This window comes from Dactylosporangium darangshiense (assembly GCF_039537565.1).
In the GTDB taxonomy this organism is placed as follows: Bacteria; Actinomycetota; Actinomycetes; order Mycobacteriales; family Micromonosporaceae; genus Dactylosporangium; species Dactylosporangium darangshiense.
On sequence record NZ_BAABAT010000036.1, the window covers coordinates 75,079 to 91,625 of the forward strand.

The window sequence follows — 16,547 nt, forward strand, 5'->3', positions numbered from 1 at the left end:
GGACGAAACCCTAACCCCGGATGTGGTACCTCCCTGAGCCTGACGACATGACCACGTACACGTCGGTGCTGCGCGACGGCCAGTTCCGGGTCCTCTTCGGCACCCGCACGCTGAGCATCCTCGCGGACACGCTGCGGATCGTCGCGCTCTCGCTGCTGGTGTACGCCGCGACCGACTCGCCCGCGCTGGCCGCGCTCGCCTACGGCATCGGCTTCCTGCCGCAGCTGCTCGGCGCGGGCCTCTTCGGCGCCCTCGCGGACCGGGTCCGGCCCCGGCGGCTGATCGCACTCGGCTACCTCGCCGAGGCGGCCGCCGCGCTCGCGCTCGCGATGGTGCCCCTGCCGGTGTGGGCCGCCCTGGCGCTGGTCGCCGCCGCGGCGCTGCTCACCCCCGTGTTCATGGGCGCGCAGAACGCCCTGATCGCGGAGGTGCTGCACGGCGAGGCCTACGTCCTGGGCCGCTCCCTGGCCAACATGGCCTCGTCCCTGGCCCAGCTCGCGGGCATGGCCGGCGCGGGGCTCGCGGTCGCCGCGCTCGGCGGGCGCCGGGCGATGCTGCTGGCCGCGCTCGGCCACGTCCTGGCCGCCGCCTGGACCCGCCTCGGCCTGGCCGACTCCCCCGTGGCGCCCGGCGCCGGCCGGCCGCGCGGCCTGGCCGCGGCGAGCTGGTCCGGCAACGTGGCGCTGCTGCGGGACCGGACCGTCCGGCGGCTGCTGCTGGTGCAGTGGCTGCCGCCGGCCTTCCTGACCGGCGCCGAGGCGCTCATGGTGCCCTACGCCGCCGGGCGCGGCTTCGCCATCGGCGTCGCCGGCTGGCTGCTGGCGGCGATCCCGGTCGGGATGACCGCCGGCAACCTCGTGGTGGGCCGCCTGATCGGCCCGGCGCTGCGCGAGCGGCTGGTGCCCGTTCTCATCGCGCTGATGGGCCTGCCGTGCCTGGCGTTCCTCGCGCCCGCGCCGTGGCCGCCGCTCGCCGGCGCGCTCATGGTCGCCGGCGCCGGGTTCGCCTTCGGCCTCGGCGTGCAGGAGGCCTTCCGCGACGCGCTGCCCGCTGAAGGTCGCGGGCAGGCGTTCGGGCTGCTCAGCACCGGCCTGATGACCGCGCAGGGCCTACTGCCCGCGCTGGCCGGCCTGCTCGCGGAGGCGCTCGCGCCCGGCGTCGTCATCGGCCTGCTGGGCGGGGCGACGCTGGTCGCCGCGGCGGGTGCGGCCCCAGGGTTTGTACGTCGACAGCACCGTCGAGAACAGCAGCAGCGAGCTGGAGACGGCCGGAGCGATGACCAGGTTGAGCCGCTGCTGCTCGGCTAGCGCGGCGCCCTGGTCGGCGGCGGCCGCCAGGTTGGGGTAGAGCGCGAACGTGACGAGCCCGAGCATCACGGTCACGATGCCGAGCTTGGTCGCCACCCACCACCACTTGACGAGCCCCCACGGGGTGCCGATCGCGTTGACCACGCCGACCAGCCAGACCACGAACGTCAGCGGGACGAAGAGCACCTCCCCGACCAGGGCCGCCGCCGGGTAGACGACCGCGCGGTCGGCGGCGCCGGTCAGCCCGGCGATGCCGAGCGTGAGCAGCACCAGGTCGGTGCCGAGCCACCCGACCGCGGTGGCCACGTGCAGCGTCAGGATCGCCTTGCGCCATCTCGGAGTGAACTTCACGCCCTCAGCCTGGCAAAATCGGCGGCCGTAGTCGTGGCACACAGGGCGTAACCCGGCCTACGCCGCATGTCGTACGTTGGGGCCGTGCAGCTGCGCCCCGCGACGGTCGACGACATCCCCGCCCTCCTCGAGTTCTGGCGAACCTCGGCCGAGGACACCAACCGGACCGGCGACGACACGGCGGCGGTCGCCGCGCTCATCGCCCGCGACCCCGACGCCCTGGTGCTCGCGGTCGAAGCAGGCGAGGGCGGCGAGGAGATCGTCGGCTCGCTCGTCGCCGGGTTCGACGGCTGGCGCTGCCACCTGTACCGCTTCGCGGTGCGCCCGGACCGGCGCCGCCGCGGCATCGGCAAGGCCCTGCTCGACGCGGCCGAGGAGCGCTTCCGGGCCTTCGGCGGCCGGCGCGCCGACGCCATGGTGCTCGAGGACAACACTCTGGCCCACCGCGCGTGGTCGGCCGGTGGCTATGCGTCCCAGCCGGAGTGGCGGCGCTGGGTCAAGGGCCTCTGAGCGCGGATTGGCCGTCGATCCCGGCCGCCGCATTGGGCAGGCTGGGGTCATGATCTCCGTCGGTGCGGTAGTCGGCGTAACACTCGTGGCGCTCGGGATGGTGCTCACGCCCGGGCCCAACATGATGTACCTCGTCTCGCGCAGCATCGCGCAGGGCCGCCGGGCCGGGTTCACGTCGCTGGGCGGGGTCGCGGCCGGGTTCCTGGTCTACCTCGCGCTCGCCGCCACCGGCCTCTCCGTCGTCTTCTCCGCCGTGCCCGCGCTCTACACGGCGGTGAAGCTGGCCGGCGCCGCCTACCTCGCGTGGCTCGCCTGGCAGGCCGTGCGCCCCGGCGGTGTGTCGGTGTTCGCCCCGGTCGAGCTGGAGCCGGACTCGAGCCGCCGCCTGTTCGGGATGGGGCTCATGACGAACCTGCTCAACCCGAAGGCGGCGATCATGTACGCGTCGCTGATCCCGCAGTTCGTCGACGTGCGCGCCGGGCACCTCGTCGCGCAGGCGTTCCTGCTCGGCGGCGTGCAGATCGGGGTCAGCCTGCTGGTGAACGCGGGCATCGTCGCCGCCGCCGGCGCGATCGCGGTCTTCCTCGCCAAGCGGCCGGCGTGGCTGCGCGTGCAGCGGTACGTCACCGGTTCCCTGCTCGGCCTCATCGCCGTGAAGCTGGCGACCGACAAGGCCAGGCCATCCGCCATCTGAGTGGGCTTTCGTGTAGATGTTGGGTGTGACCGTCGAGGACGAGCTGCGCGCGCTCGCGCCGCAGGTGCTGGGCATCCTGATCCGCCGGTACGGGCAGTTCGACGCCTGCGAGGACGCGATGCAGGAGGCGCTGCTGGCCGCCGCAATGCAGTGGCCGGCCGAGGGCGTGCCGGCCAACCCGCGCGGCTGGCTCATCACCGTCGCCGTGCGGCGCCTCACCGACCAGTTCCGCTCCGACGACGCCCGCCGCCGGCGCGAGCTCAGCGTGGCCGCGCTCGAACCGGAACCCTCCGACGAGGTGCCCGACCGCGACGACACGCTCACCCTGCTGTTCCTGTGCTGCCACCCGGCCCTGTCGGCCGCCTCCCAGCTGGCGCTGACCCTGCGCGCCGTCGGCGGCCTTACCACGGCCGAGATCGCGAGCGCGTTCCTCGTCCCCGAGGCCACGATGGCGCAGCGCATCAGCCGCGCCAAGGCGAAGATCAAGTCGGCCGGCGCCCGGTTCGCCCCGCCGCCGCCCGACGAGCGCCAGGCGCGCCTGGAGGTCGTGCTGCAGGTGTTGTACCTCATCTTCAACGAGGGCTACACGGCCTCCTCCGGCGCGGACCTGCAGCGCGGCGACCTGACCGCCGAGGCGATCCGCCTGACGCGGGAGGTGCACCGCCTGCTCCCCGACGACGGCGAGGTCACCGGCCTGCTCGCGCTCATGCTGCTCACCGACGCCCGCCGCCCGGCCCGCACCCGCGGCGGCGGCGCGCTGGTCCCCCTGGCCGAGCAGGACCGCGACCGCTGGCTGCGCCCGATGATCGACGAGGGCACGGAGCTCATCACGCGCACGCTGCCGGTCGGCCCGACCGGCCCGTACCAGCTCCAGGCCGCGATTGCCGCCGTGCACGACGAGGCGCCGCGCAACGAGGACACCGACTGGGCGCAGATCCTGGGCCTGTACCAGCTGCTGACCCGGATGGCGCCCAACCCGATGGTCACGCTCAACCACGCCGTGGCCCTGGCGATGGTCAAGGGCCCGCAGGCCGGCCTGGACCTGCTGGCCACGCTCGATGCCGACGACCGGATGGCGGCACACCATCGCCTGGCCGCTGTGCGCGCGCACCTGCTGGAGATGGCCGGCTCCCGCACGGAGGCCGCCGAGTGGTACTCCCTGGCGGCGCGCCGCACGACGAGCCTGCCGGAACAGCGTTACCTGGAGCAGAAGGCCGCCTCTGTGGCGCCCACCCCGTGACGCCCGACAGGCTGACGAACGGCTCGTGAAGGCCGACGATATGTCCGCCACTTCGTGACGGACATATCGGACTTATCATCATATTTAGGCGCGCGGCTGCATTTGGGTCAGTCAGGGCGGGGCCGTTCCGTCACCGTTGATCGACGCGTTCTTGCTCGGCGGCCGCGGCGTAGGCGGCGTCGAGGCGCTCGAACGGGCCCGGACCGTCGTGCGGCTTCGGCGGGGCGTCGAGGTGGCGGACGCGGAGTTCGTCCATGAGCTCCTCGATGAACGCCGGACCTTCATCGCGCATGAGCTGCTGCCGGCTCCGGAGCTCGCCGCTGCCGGGGCGCCAGTCGAGGCCCCAGTTGCCGAGGGCGTAGATGATCGGAAGAGTCTGGATTCCGGCTTCAGTGAGGCTGTAGCGAGCTCGCTGCCCCCGGAAGGCGGTGCCGCGGGTGAGGATCCCCGCCTCGACCAGCCGCACGAGGCGGTCGGCGAGGATGTTCGAAGCGATGCCCTCGATCGACCCGGTGAGCAGCGCCCGAAAGTAGCGGCGGTCGCCGAAGATGACGTCGCGCAGCACGATCAGCGACCAGCGATCTCCGAGCACCTCGACGGCGGCGTTGATCGGACACCCGGACCGTGGTTCCACGATTCCTCCTTGACAGGTACTTCGCCCTCAATATAGTGATTGCAGAACGCAACCACTATGGGGATGGGGCGAGGATGGGCCGCTTCGTTTATTGGATGAACGTGTCCCTCGACCTGCGTATCGAGCAAGTTCCCGGTGACAACGGGGCCGGCGAATGGCTGCGCATCGACGAGGAACTGCACCGCGAGTTCAACGCGCAGGCGCGGGCGCTCTCGCTCATGGTCCAGGGCCGGGTCGTCTACGAGGTGATGGAGGAGTACTGGCCACGGGCGCGCGAGGACGCGTCGCTGCCGGATGTCATGCATGAGTACGGCGACATCTGGACCACCAAGCCCAAGGTGCTGGTCTCCCGCACGCGCCGCAGCGCGGATCACAACACCCGGATCATCGGCGGAGACGACGCGATCGAGCAGCTCGCCGCCCTGCGGGCCGCGACCGAAGGCAGCATCGGTGTCGGCGGCGCGACGCTCGCGACGCAGCTGCTCCGGGCGGGGCTTCTCGACGAGTTGCTGCTCTTCACGCACCCGGCGATCCTCGGCTTCGGCAGGCCGCTGTTCGACGACTACGACGTGCCGATCGAGCTCGACCTGCTCGAGCAGCGATCGTTCGAGCAGGGCGTCACGATGCATCGCTACTCCATCCGGGATGCGAAGGAGGCAAGCTCGTGCTGAAGCAGGTCGCGGAGGGTGTCCTGGTCCACGAGAGCGAGTTCTGCCAGAGCAACGCCGTTGTCGTGCAGGGCCGGGATGGTGTCTTGCTCATCGACGCCGGGGTGCTGGGCGACGAACTGGCCTGCCTCGCGAAGGACCTGTCCGATTCCGGCCGGACCGTCGTGGTGGGCTTCTCGACGCATCCGCACTGGGATCACCTGCTGTGGCACCCCGGCCTCGGCGAGGCGCCCCGCTACGGCACGGCCCGCTGCGCGGACACTGTCAGGGATCGGCTGTCGAACGGGATCGATGCACGCCGGTTCGGCATTCCCGACGAGGTACCGCTGGACCTGCTCGGCCTCATCACCGGCCTGCCCGCGGATGCCGCGCGGATTCCGTGGGACGGCCCTGAGGTGCGGATCATCGAACATCGGGCGCATGCTTCGGGCCATGCGGCGCTGTTGATCGCGGAGCGCGGGGTTCTCGTCGCCGGCGACATGCTTTCGGATGTCCTCATCCCGATGCTCGATCTGCACGGCGCCGCCGACCCGATCGAGGACTACCTCGCCGCGCTGCGGCTGCTCGACGGCGTGGCAGCCGATGCCGATGTCGTCGTCCCCGGCCACGGGTCCATCGGCGGAGCCGATCAGGTACACGCACGGATCGACCGTGACCGGGCGTACGTGCTCGCCTTGCGCGACGGCCGCGACCCCATTGACCCGCGGGTCGGCCCGTCCGCCAAGCCCGGCTGGGAGTGGGTGGCCGACGTGCACGAAGGGCAACTCCAGCGCCTCGCCCAATGAAGCGTGATCGGGTCGCGTCGGGCTTCTGATGCCCCGGCTAGGGCTGGGGCACCAGGTCGCGCTGATACCAGGTGCCTGGCTTGCCGCCGATGTGCTCCGGGTCGGCCGGCCCGACGGGGACGAACCCGGCTTTGGTCAGCACCTTCTGGGACGCCGTATTCTGGCTGGTGGTGGCCGCCCGCAGCGTGCGCAGCCCGTGCTGGGCCGCCGCCAGCCGGCACAGCTCCCGGACGGTGGCGGTCGCCACGCCACGACCGGCGACATGCTGCGCGACCCGGTAGCCGAGGACCGCAGTGTGGTCTTCGATGTCGAACAGATTGAACCTGCCGAGTACCGAACCGTCCTCGGCGACGAGCACGTAGCAGGCTCGAATGCCGGCCTCCTGCTCGGCCAGCAAGGCGTTGTACAGGTCGGTGAACTGGTCGAAGAAGTCGTCGCCGCGGTCGGAGATCGAGGCCGCGAAGTAGGCGCGGTTCGCCAGCTCGAAGGCCAGGACCGCCGGGGCGTGACCGGCATCCAACCGCTTCAGCTCGGGCATCGCCCGACCTTACCCAGGTAATGCGCCGAGGCCCACCTGGTTTCCGCCAGCGGCCGATATGTGCGCTTCATCAGTGCGCGCGATACAGCGTGAGGTCGCGGTAGGCGCCCAGGATCGCGGCGGTGCGTTCGGCCAGGTCACGGGCGTGGTCGGGGGTGTCGAAGGCCGCGTCCGGTGCGAGCCGGCGCAGCGACTCGTCGGCGCGGCGGACCGCCTCGTAGGCGGTGTTCAGGGCCGCCTCGGCGCGCACGAAGGACGCGCAGCGGGCCGCGAGGTTGGTCAGGGTCTCGATGCGGCGGTCGATGTCGGCGCTCAGGGAGCGCCGGCCGGCGTCGACCCGCAGGAGCCGGTCGTCGAGCGTGGCCCGCACCGAGGCCTCCGCCGGCAGCGCGCCGAAGCGGGGGTCGTTGAGGGCGGCGAACTGCTCGCCGAGGTCGGCGTGGTCGCGCAGCAGGCCGGCGATGTTCCACAGCGCCGCGGTGACCTCGGCGCGCGGCGACGGGATCTGGACCAGGTCGGCGAGGAACGGCCAGGCGACCAGGATCGTGCGTGCGGCGTCGAACGCGCGGCGGAAGCGCCTCACCTCGGGGCGGGTGTCGAGCACGCGGTGGCGACCGGACCAGCGCTGCTCGAGCCGCGCCCGGGTCTGGTTGTGCCGCCGGGCCACGTAGAGCGCCGCCAGGATTCCGGCGGGCACGCCGAGCGCCGGGTGGATCAGCACCGAACCCGCGATGGTGCCGCCGGCGACGATGGCCATCAGGGCGCCGGTGTACAGCCGCACGGCCGTCATGTCGGGGGCGTCCGGGCTGCCAGCGGGCCCGGCGGTGCGCACGATGGCGACGACGCCGTCGTAATCGGCCCGCTCCTCCAGCCCCAACGGGTCGGGGTCGTCGCGCGAGACGATGCAGCGGCCGTTGTCGTCGAACTCGACGTACAGCACGCCGTCGATCCTAAGCGGCCCAGGCGACTCTCAGGTGACCGCGAAAAACGAGTGGGCGGGGCCGCGGACTGCGCCGCGGCCCCGGGCGGTTCGACTCACCGGCTGCCCCTGCTGAAGGCGACAGGGGTGTCCACCTCCTCTCATCCGGCGCGCCACCGGCGGGCGCTGGCGGGCTGCGGTCCCCTTTCGCGGTGCCGGCCCCTTCCCGGCCGGCGCCGCGAGCTCTTATGAGGTTGGGCTCGGCGCCGCCGAGGTGAGGGATCGCGCTGAGCGGCGCCGAGGCATCGGGATCCACCGTGGACGGATCTTCCTCAGTAGGCGGGGCTGCGCCGGGTGCCGCGAGTCCCGCGATAGATGCGGAACGCGGCGACGGCGCCGACGATCAGGGCCAGGCCGGCGACCGCCCAGACGGCGTCCGGGCGCCAGGCACCGGCCGGGGTGGCCTTGGTGGCGTTGGGAGCGGGCAGGCCCGGCGTGGGCAGCGCATTGAAGTTGACGTTGCCGATGCTCTCCAGCAGGGTCATGTGCTTCATCACGACGTTGACGGCGGTCTGCGCGAACGCGCGGACCAGGTCGTTGCGGGTGCCCGAGCGGATCGAGGACACCAGCGCGAAGACCTTGCCGTGCGCGGCGCGCAGCCGGTTGGCGAACGCGAGGTCGAAGTCCGCGCCCGTCTTGCTGCTGAACTCGTCGAGCCAGCCCTGCTGCTCGTCGCTGGGCTTGTCGGGCAGCGCCACGCCCAGCGTCGCGGAGACCTCGCGGACCTGCTGGTCCAGGCCGATGTGGTCGGCGGCGAGCTGCTTGCCGACCTCCTTGACGCGCTCGTCGGCGGCGCGGCCCTGCGCCATCTGGCCGGCCGGGCCCTCCCAGAGGCCGGCCTGGCGCACCTTCGTCAGGAACTCGCGGTCGGCCGGGCCGAGCGGGCCGGTCGCGGTGTTCATCCAGCCGGCCGGCAGGTCGGTGCCGGCCGGCGCCGCCGCGGTCGCGGCGACCTGGACCTGATTCTGCTGGGCGGTCGACCCGGCGCCGGGCGCGTAGCCGGTCGCCGGGCCGGTGTTCGCCGCGTTCGCTCCACCGTTCGCCGAGCCTCCCGGCAGGCCGGCCGCGCTGGACAGTGCCGAACGGAACGACGGCACCCCCAGGACCACGCCCAGGACGGCGGCGAGGATCACCCACCAGGGCAACATGCGGCGGCGTCGCGGCGCCCACTGGCGGGGGCCGGAGCCGTCGGGCTCGACGGGGTACATCAGTAGCCGCCGGCTCCGCCGTCGCCGTTCTGCGTCGCGGTGGGATCAGCGGCGGGAGCGGAGGCGGCCGGTGGTTCCACGGCCGTTGGCGCGGGCGTGGGCAGGCAGGTCAGGTTCTTCTTGCCGTCGGGCGCGACGACGAACCAGACTCCGCCGACGTTCTGGCCCTTCCAAGCGCCCGGCTTCGGGTCGCCGATGTAGCGGTACACGGGCCAGCCGGCCAGCGTGATCTGGCGCGTGCCGTCGGCGCGCTGCACGGTGCCGACGACCGACGCGTCGACGCCGCTGAGGTCGGGGTTGCCGTCGGTCAGCGCCGGCGGCCAGACCTGGGCGCACTTGTCGACGCAGTTGGTCTTCGGCGGCTTGGCCGTGTCCTTGTCGAACCGGTAGAGCACCCAGCCGTCCTGGTCGGTGACGACCTTGCCCATCTTGGGGATCGTCGCCCCCTTGAGCGCGGTGGTGAGTCGCACCGGTGCGGCGGAGCTCACCGGCGCGGCGCTCTCACCGAGAATGTCGGAAAGCGCCTGCGGCGGAGCCTGTTGCTGTGCTGCCGCCGCGTCGTAGCCGGCCGCGGCGTCGGCGCCGCCCTGCGGCGCGCACGCGGTCAGGCCGGCAAAAGCGGCGGCCGCCGCCGCGCAGCCCGCCACTGTGGCGGTGAGCCTCTTCGCTGCCACGTCTTCCTCCTCGGTCCGTTCGCATCGATCGAAGTTCGCCTCGATCTGCGTTCCGACATGTGGTACGGGCGTGAGGGGTGACGGAGACTGAAGGGATCCACAGTGGACAAATTCACAAAGATAGTTGGCCGAAACCTCGAACTATCTGGTGCCGCGATCCGTATCAGTCTTCGCATCCAGTGCGGCCCGCAGGGATCGCAGGGCGTAGTACACCCGTGACTTCGCGGTGCCCAGCGGCAGGCCGAGCAGCTCGGCGACTTCGTTGACGGTGCGGTCGCGCAGGTACGTCTCGACGATGATCTCGCGGTGCGCGCGGCTGAGGCTGCGCAGCGCGTCCATCACCACGAGGCTGGACAGCACCCGCTCGGTCTCGTCGCTCTGCGACAGCTCGGCCAGCCACACCTCGTCGAGGTCCTGGCCGTAGGTCTCGCCGGCCCGCGCGCTCGCGCTGCGATGCTCGTCGATCGCGATCCGCCGCGCCACCGTGAACAGCCACGGCCGCAGCGAGCCGACCGCGTCGTGGTCGAATCGGTCCGCGTTGCGCCAGGCCCGCAGCAGGGTCTCCTGCACGATGTCCTCCGCTCGCTGCCGGTCGCCGGCGGTGAGCCGGGAGACGAAGCGCAGCAGTGCGTCGGCGTGCTCGCGGTACAGGGCGCAGAGGAGCTCGTCGTCCGGGTCACGGGCCCCGGCGTTGTGGCGTCCTGCACGGCCGGTCGTCTCGATCATGGCGATCACCGTTTCGCTGCGGCCATGCGCAGGGCAAGGGCCGGGCACATGGCCACGGCCTGGGCGGCCACGGGTTCGAGCCGCACCGGCACCGGCGCATCGAGGAAGGCCGGATAGCCGTTGCCGTCCAGCCGGATGAGGTCGGGGGCGACATCGGCGCACAGGCCGTGCCCGTCGCAGCGGGACCAGTCGACGTGCAGCCTGCGCGTGCCGCCCTCTTCGCGGGTGGTGGGCACCGGCAGCACGCCGACGGTCGAGCGCCCGCAGTCGCCGGCCCGGGCGTGCCGGGTGAGATCGTCGGCGAAGACTTCCAGGGCTGAGGTCGCGAATCCAGCGGTACCGTCGGGATGGCTGCAAGCGCCACGGCCCTTGACGCCGGCCGCGGCCGCGCGCACGACGGCCGGGTCGCCGGTCCCCGACGCCAGGCCGTCGACGGCCCGGGCCAGGTCGGGCAGGCCGAGCCGGCACGGACCGCACTGCCCGGCCGACTCCGCCGCGAGGTAGCGCACCACGCGGGCGACCTCGCCGACGGGGCAGGTGTCCGGGCCGATCGGCAGGATGATGCCGGCGCCGAGGGCGCCGCCGACCGCGGCCATACCGCGCCGCGAGACCTCGGCCCGAGACGCCGTGGCCATGTCCAGCCAGCGGCCGTGGAAGCCGCCGGAGAGCACGGCCGGGCCGGCGGGCACGGCGCAGAGGTCGAGGACCTCGGCCAGCGGGGTGCCGGTCGGGCACTCGACGACGGCCGGGTGCCGGGCGCTGCCGGTGACGCTGAGCAGCACGGTGCCGGGCTCCTTCCCCTGCGGCTCGCCGACCTCGCGGTAGCGGCGCGGGCCGATCCGGGCGGCGATCGCCAGCTGCGCGAAGGTCTCGGCGTTGGACAGCAGCGTCGGCTGTCCGGCCACACCGCCCTCGCTCGCCCGGCGCTTGATGCCGGGCGGGATGTGCGGCAGGCCGTTGATGCCCTGCACCAGCGCGCCGCCCTCGCCGGAGATGAACCGGTGCGGCACCCGCACGACGCGGGCCGGCACCGGCAGGTCGCGCTCGGCGATAGCGGCCAGCAGCGACCGCTCGCCGATGCCGTCGTCGGCGACGCACAGCACGACCTCCACCGCACGCAGCGCCCAGGCCACCAGGGCTGCGCCGTCGAGGATCAGGTGCGGCGCCCGGGTCAGCAGGACCTTGTCCTTCCAGGCGGCCGGCTCGCCCTCGGTCGCGTTCACCACCACGAACGGCGCGAGCATGCGCCGCTCGACGGCGTCGGCGACGGCCTTCACCTTCTTGGCGAACGGGAAGCCGGCGCCACCGCGGCCGGTGAGGTTGACGTCGTCGGCCAGCTCGATGAGGGCGCGCTTGGACAGCGGGCCGATCGGGCCGTGCACCTGCTGGTGTGCGCGCAGGTCGAGCCGCTCGGCGTGGTCGAGGCCGGCGGTCAGCCGAGCCGGCCCGATCGACAGGACGGTCGGGACCCTGGTCGCCCCGCCGACGACGCTGCCGCGGGCGCGGGGGCTCATCGCGCCTCGCCCCGCAGGCGGGCCCAGTACTCGAGGTCGTCGTCGTCATCGTCACGGTGGCGACGGCCCCGGCCGCTCGAGGACTGGGCGCGACGGGTGCGACGCTCCTCCTCCTCTTGGCGGCGCAGCTCGCGGCGGGTGTCGAGGTTGACCAGCGTCGGAGTGTCGTCGTCGGCGTAGCGGTCGGCCTCGGCGGCCGCGGCGACCTTGGTGCGGCGCGCAGCGAACCGGTCGCGAAGGGTCAGGCCCGTCGTCTCGTCGCGGTACTCGGCCGCGGGTCCGGGCTCCACATAGGACGGTTCGGCTCGGGCCGGCTCGGGCTCGGGGTAGGTGGCGTAGGGGTCGTAGTCGTCGTAGACGGGCGTCGCCACGCCGCGAAACGTCGGGGCCGGCTCGGGCTCGGGCTCCGGCTCGTAGTACTCCGACGCGTAGGGGTTGGGCTCGTACGAGTGCTTGGGGGCCGACGCCGGGGCCGGGGCCGGGGGCTCGTACGGCTCCGGTTCGTCGTACGTCACCGGGTCGTCGTACGTCACCGGGTCGTCGTAGACCACCGCGGTCACCGGCACGGCGCTCACCGGCACCGCGGTCACCGGGGCAGCCTCGGCAACCTTCTCGCGGCGGTAGTCCGCGCGCAGGTCGGCAGCCTTCTCGCGGCGGTAGTCCGCGCGCAGGTCGGCGCCGCCCTCTTCGGCGGACCACAGCTGCTCGGCGGAGGCGGCGTCCCAGCGGAACCGGCTGCCGGAGCGGGACGAGCGCGGGGCCCGCCGCTCGTATCCGGCCGGCTCGATCCGCCCCACCGGCGCGATCTCGGTGGTGGTGCGGCCGGCGGTCACCTGCTGCCGGCGCCGGCTGCGCTCGGCGGACAGGCGCAGGCCGAGTGCGACGGTGGTCAGGAACCCCAGCACCAGGTAGCTCGCGGTCACCCACACGGCCGGCGGGCGCCCGGCGTTGAGCCCGTGCCACAGCGAAACCGGCCACGACAGGTAGGCCGCGGCGTGCAGCGGGCGCCACAGCCACGGGCGGCCGTTCTGCGCGAAGCGGGAGCGCACCATGCCGCTCCACATGACCAGGATCATGAGGTACGCCGCCACGGAGCCGGCACCGACGGTGAACGGCGCCGTGGTGAAGGGCACGAGCGCGCCGAAGAGGCCGACCCGCCCGACCACGAGCTCGGTGCCGATGTGCAGGCCGAGGCAGGAGATCGCGACGATGCCCAGCGTGCGGTGCACGGACTGCACCCACACGCGATGGCGCGCGACGAGGACGATGCGATCGGTGGCGATGAGGCCGACGATCACCGTGAGGGTCAGCGACACGAGGGTGAAGACACCGCAGTAGAAGACCAGGAAACCGAAGACCTGGGTCAGGGTTTCGCGCCCGCCACCGGTGAGCACGCCGAGGAGCATCAGCGCAGCGAGGGCGACGAGCCCGACGTTCACCGCGGAGGGCGGTCCGCTTCTGGAGGATCGACCGCGGCTTGAGGGAACCCCGCCGGAACCCGGCGGGTGCGGCTGAACCATTGCAGTTCCTCTATCCTGTGCGGTGATTCCCGGCTATTTCCACCTACCGGCAAAACCCACCTTGGCAGGGTGTCAGTAAGCGGTCAATTTAAGTTTCATCGAGCGGTTCCATCGCCTCGGGACAAGATCAGGCAGCCGTTCTTCAAGTCTCTTTAACTCCTTTTATGGATCGACGGACCCCGTGCAGGGCGCCATCTGGCGCGCTCACCGGGGAAATTTGCCCGTTTTGTCCGGCCAGCCCCGTGTCCCCGGGACATATCGAGGGATGCCGTCGTCGATTGACTTCTCACCGTAACCTGAATGGTTTCGTGAAGCTGTTCTTAAGTGCCCGTTAGGGCTTCTTTCGGATCGGCCGTTGATCATGTTGTTCGGACCCGCACAATCGGTGCACCGAGGCACTCGGCGGACTCGTACACATGTTCGTCCACAGCCTGTGGATAGAACATGTGTACGGAGGGGCGCGGCGGCTACGTTGGGCCCGTGATGAACGTGGGCGTGCTCGGCGCGCGCGGCCGGGTCGGCCGGCTGGTGTGCGAGGCGGTCGAGGCCGCGGCGGACCTGGACCTCGTCGACGCCGAGGACCCGAGCGCGGCCGTGGTCGTGGACTTCACCCGCCACGACGTGGTGATGGGCAACCTGCGCAGGTGCATCGAGCGGGGCGTGCACGTGGTCGTCGGCACGTCGGGCTTCGACCGGGCGCGGCTGGACGAGGTCGCGTCCTGGCTCGCCGACCGGCCCGGCCAGGGCGTGGTCATCGCGCCGAGCTTCGCGCTCGGCGCCGTGCTCATGATGGAGTTCGCCGCGCGGGCCGCGCGCTACTACCCGTCTGCCGAGATCGTGGAGATGCACCACGCGCAGAAGCTCGACGCGCCCAGCGGCACCGCGCTGCGCACCGCCGACCTGGTCCGCGACCCGCGCGTGCACTCGGTGCGGGCCAATGGGCTGCTCGCGCACCAGGAGGTGCTCTTCGGCGGCGACGGCGAGCGGCTCACGCTGCGGCACGACTCGATCGACCGCTCGTCCTTCATCCCGGGCGTGCTGCTGGCGATCCGGGCCATCCCGGCGCGCCCCGGCCTGACGGTCGGCCTCGGGCGCCTCATCTGATGCAATAGCCCGCCGCAGCGGCCCGAGCGGAACACCAACGTCGCAAAGCCCGAAAGGTCCGGCGACGGCCGGCCGCCCGAGTGGCCGGACAGCAACAGCCACCGCGGCGCCCGGCACGCCCGGGCCGAGCAGAAGCACGGCGTCCGGGCCGAGCAGGAGCACGGCGTCCGGGCCGAGCAGGCGGCACCACATGACCGCCCGCCGAGCAGCGCGAGGGCGAGGAGCACGCCTGCGCGCCCAGCAGCACGGCCGGCGCCGCGGGCGAAGGTCTGCGTCGGCTCGTCCACAGGCGCGCGCATCCCCGGAATGGCGGGAGATTCACTTGGGCCGGGAAATGTCTCATGGATAGCGACGGTTTCCGCCGTACAATTCGCAATTGTTTTCGGCGATTGTTCATGTAGCAATAAATAAAATCGGCTATCCATCGGGCGCAGACTGCGGGCATGGAAATTCCTCGCATGGGGCTGCCCGACCACCTCGCCGCCCGGCTGAGCATGGCGGAGCAGCACGAGTTGCTGCGCAAGAAGATCCGTATGTCGCGCCGCGGCATGCTCGTCGCCGGGGCCGCGGGCGCCGGCGCGGTCGCCGCGGCGGGAATCGCCGGACCGGCGTTCGCGAACAATACCGCCGAATTCTGGCAGCAGCCCGACCGGCTGCCCGGGCACCTCGTGGTGCCGTTCGCGCGGCACCTGGCCTACGGCGCCAATCCCCGCTCGCAGGTGAGCGTCGGCTGGCAGGTGCCGTCGCTGGTGACGCGGCCATTCCTGCGTTACGGCGACTCCCCGTGGAACCTCGGCCACAAGGTCCCGGCCGAGATCCGCGCGCTGCACTCCGAGGTGCCCGGCGCCATCGCCCCCGTGGACCAGTACTACGTGCATGCCGCGCTCAACGGCCTGCAGCCCGGCAAGACGTACTTCTACGCGGTCGGCCACGACGGCTACGACCCCACCGACCTGTCGACCTTCGGCCGCGTCGACTCGTTCACCACGGCGCCGTCGCGCCGGCGGATTGCCGCCCCCTTCACCTTCACCGCCTTCGGCGACCAGGGCGTGAGCTACCACGCGCTGAGCAACGACGGCATCATCGCCCAGCAGAACCCGGCCTTCCATCTGCACGCCGGCGACATCGCCTACGGCGACTCCAGCGGCGCCGGCAAGCCGGTCAGCTCCGACGGCTCAAACGGCACCGACGTCTACGACCCGCGCATCTGGGACCAGTTCCTCGCACAGACCGAGTCGATCGCGGCCTCGGTGCCGTGGATGGTCGCCACCGGCAATCACGACATGGAGGCGCTGTACTCGCCCAACGGCTACGGCGGCGACATCGCGCGGTTCGACTTCCCCGGCAACGGCCCGCAACACTGCCCGAGCGTGTACTCCTACATCTTCGGCAACGTCGCGGTGATCTCGCTCGACGCCAACGACGTCTCCTACGAGATCCCGGCGAACCTCGGCTACAGCGGCGGCTCGCAGACCAAGTGGCTCGAGGACCGGCTCAAGTTCCTGCGCCAGCAGCCCGACGTGGACTTCGTCGTCGTGTTCTTCCACCACTGCGCGTACTCGACGACGAACCAGCACGCGTCCGAGGGCGGCGTGCGCACGCAGTGGGTGCCGCTGTTCGACAAGTACCAGGTGGACCTGGTCGTCAACGGGCACAACCACATCTACGAGCGGGCCGACGCGCTCAAGGGCGGTGTGTCCAAGCAGACCCCGATCGGCGCGACGACCCACCCGGAGCGGGACGGCACGACGTACGTCACCGCGGGCGCGGCCGGGCGCTCGCTGTACAGCTTCCCGGTCCCCGACTCCTACGCCGGGCACGTCAACGACCTCGACTCGGTGCCCAGCTACGTGTGGGCGAACGGCACGGTGAAGGTCACCGAGACCGTCACCTGGTCGCGGGTGCGCTACACCGGCTACTCGTTCCTCGCCGTCGACGTGCAGCCCGCCGCCGAGGGGCGCAAGACCACCCTCACGCTGCGCGCGCTGACCGAGGCCGGGCAGGAGATCGACCGCGTGGTCATCGAGCGCACCGCCGGCGGCGACGGCCGCAAGCGGGCGGCGCTGGACGAGAACCAGGCCTGAGCCCGGCGGCG

General features: G+C 72.1%; 16 protein-coding genes. 8 read left to right on the forward strand and 8 right to left on the reverse strand.

Features of this window, described 5'->3' with window-relative positions:
• Positions 1-47 precede the first annotated feature (47 nt).
• The 4 genes from ABD901_RS42390 (at position 48) to ABD901_RS42405 (ending at position 4,102) form a co-directional block, all read left to right on the forward strand.
• Positions 48-1,307, forward strand: coding sequence for an MFS transporter (locus tag ABD901_RS42390; RefSeq protein ID WP_345136504.1), 1,260 nt, complete (start codon positions 48-50; stop codon positions 1,305-1,307).
• Positions 1,308-1,724: 417 nt separating this feature from the next.
• Entirely contained in the window at positions 1,725-2,168 is a 444-nt protein-coding gene (locus ABD901_RS42395) for a GNAT family N-acetyltransferase (RefSeq protein WP_345136506.1), read from the forward strand.
• 49 nt (positions 2,169-2,217) lie between these two features.
• Positions 2,218-2,862 (forward strand): LysE family translocator, encoded by a 645-nt coding sequence (locus tag ABD901_RS42400; protein ID WP_345136508.1) that lies wholly within the window; start codon positions 2,218-2,220, stop codon positions 2,860-2,862.
• A gap of 16 nt (positions 2,863-2,878) precedes the next feature.
• The gene (locus ABD901_RS42405) at positions 2,879-4,102 is read left to right on the forward strand and encodes an RNA polymerase sigma factor (protein ID WP_345136510.1); all 1,224 of its coding nucleotides are present in this window, start codon (positions 2,879-2,881) and stop codon (positions 4,100-4,102) included.
• 130 nt (positions 4,103-4,232) lie between these two features.
• Here the strand turns inward: ABD901_RS42405 and ABD901_RS42410 are convergent, their stop codons facing one another.
• Entirely contained in the window at positions 4,233-4,736 is a 504-nt protein-coding gene (locus ABD901_RS42410; RefSeq protein ID WP_345136512.1) for a winged helix-turn-helix transcriptional regulator, read from the reverse strand.
• Positions 4,737-4,831: 95 nt separating this feature from the next.
• Here ABD901_RS42410 and ABD901_RS42415 point away from each other — a divergent pair, with 95 nt between their 5' ends.
• Both ABD901_RS42415 and ABD901_RS42420 read left to right on the forward strand, forming a co-directional pair.
• Positions 4,832-5,407: a dihydrofolate reductase family protein gene (locus tag ABD901_RS42415; RefSeq protein ID WP_345136514.1), complete on the forward strand. Its 576-nt coding sequence runs from the start codon at positions 4,832-4,834 to the stop codon at positions 5,405-5,407.
• Positions 5,401-6,189 (forward strand): MBL fold metallo-hydrolase, encoded by a 789-nt coding sequence (locus tag ABD901_RS42420; RefSeq protein ID WP_345136516.1) that lies wholly within the window; start codon positions 5,401-5,403, stop codon positions 6,187-6,189. Before ABD901_RS42415 ends, ABD901_RS42420 begins: the two co-directional genes overlap by 7 nt.
• A gap of 37 nt (positions 6,190-6,226) precedes the next feature.
• Here ABD901_RS42420 and ABD901_RS42425 read toward each other — a convergent pair whose 3' ends face one another.
• The 7 genes from ABD901_RS42425 to ABD901_RS42455 form a co-directional block, all read right to left on the reverse strand.
• Positions 6,227-6,727 (reverse strand): GNAT family N-acetyltransferase, encoded by a 501-nt coding sequence (locus tag ABD901_RS42425; RefSeq protein WP_345136518.1) that lies wholly within the window; start codon positions 6,725-6,727, stop codon positions 6,227-6,229.
• 70 nt (positions 6,728-6,797) lie between these two features.
• The gene (locus tag ABD901_RS42430; protein ID WP_345136520.1) at positions 6,798-7,667 is read right to left on the reverse strand and encodes a hypothetical protein; all 870 of its coding nucleotides are present in this window, start codon (positions 7,665-7,667) and stop codon (positions 6,798-6,800) included.
• Positions 7,668-7,978: 311 nt separating this feature from the next.
• A complete protein-coding gene (locus tag ABD901_RS42435; RefSeq protein WP_345136522.1) occupies positions 7,979-8,914 on the reverse strand; it encodes a DUF4142 domain-containing protein in 936 nt (311 codons plus the stop codon).
• On the reverse strand, positions 8,914-9,588 hold the full coding sequence (locus tag ABD901_RS42440; protein WP_345136524.1) for a hypothetical protein: 675 nt from the start codon (positions 9,586-9,588) through the stop codon (positions 8,914-8,916). Before ABD901_RS42440 ends, ABD901_RS42435 begins: the two co-directional genes overlap by 1 nt.
• A gap of 141 nt (positions 9,589-9,729) precedes the next feature.
• Positions 9,730-10,314, reverse strand: a complete 585-nt coding sequence (locus tag ABD901_RS42445; RefSeq protein ID WP_345136526.1) for a sigma-70 family RNA polymerase sigma factor — start codon at positions 10,312-10,314, stop codon at positions 9,730-9,732.
• A 5-nt stretch (positions 10,315-10,319) separates the two neighbouring features.
• Positions 10,320-11,828, reverse strand: coding sequence for a ferredoxin (locus ABD901_RS42450; protein WP_345136528.1), 1,509 nt, complete (start codon positions 11,826-11,828; stop codon positions 10,320-10,322).
• Positions 11,825-13,267 (reverse strand): ferric reductase-like transmembrane domain-containing protein, encoded by a 1,443-nt coding sequence (locus tag ABD901_RS42455; RefSeq protein ID WP_345136530.1) that lies wholly within the window; start codon positions 13,265-13,267, stop codon positions 11,825-11,827. Before ABD901_RS42455 ends, ABD901_RS42450 begins: the two co-directional genes overlap by 4 nt.
• 564 nt (positions 13,268-13,831) lie before the next feature.
• On the opposite strand from ABD901_RS42455, the gene ABD901_RS42460 reads away from it, so the two are divergent.
• Positions 13,832-14,452, forward strand: coding sequence for a 4-hydroxy-tetrahydrodipicolinate reductase (locus tag ABD901_RS42460; RefSeq protein ID WP_345136588.1), 621 nt, complete (start codon positions 13,832-13,834; stop codon positions 14,450-14,452).
• A gap of 443 nt (positions 14,453-14,895) precedes the next feature.
• Positions 14,896-16,536: a purple acid phosphatase family protein gene (locus ABD901_RS42465; protein WP_345136531.1), complete on the forward strand. Its 1,641-nt coding sequence runs from the start codon at positions 14,896-14,898 to the stop codon at positions 16,534-16,536.
• Positions 16,537-16,547: the final 11 nt, after the last annotated feature.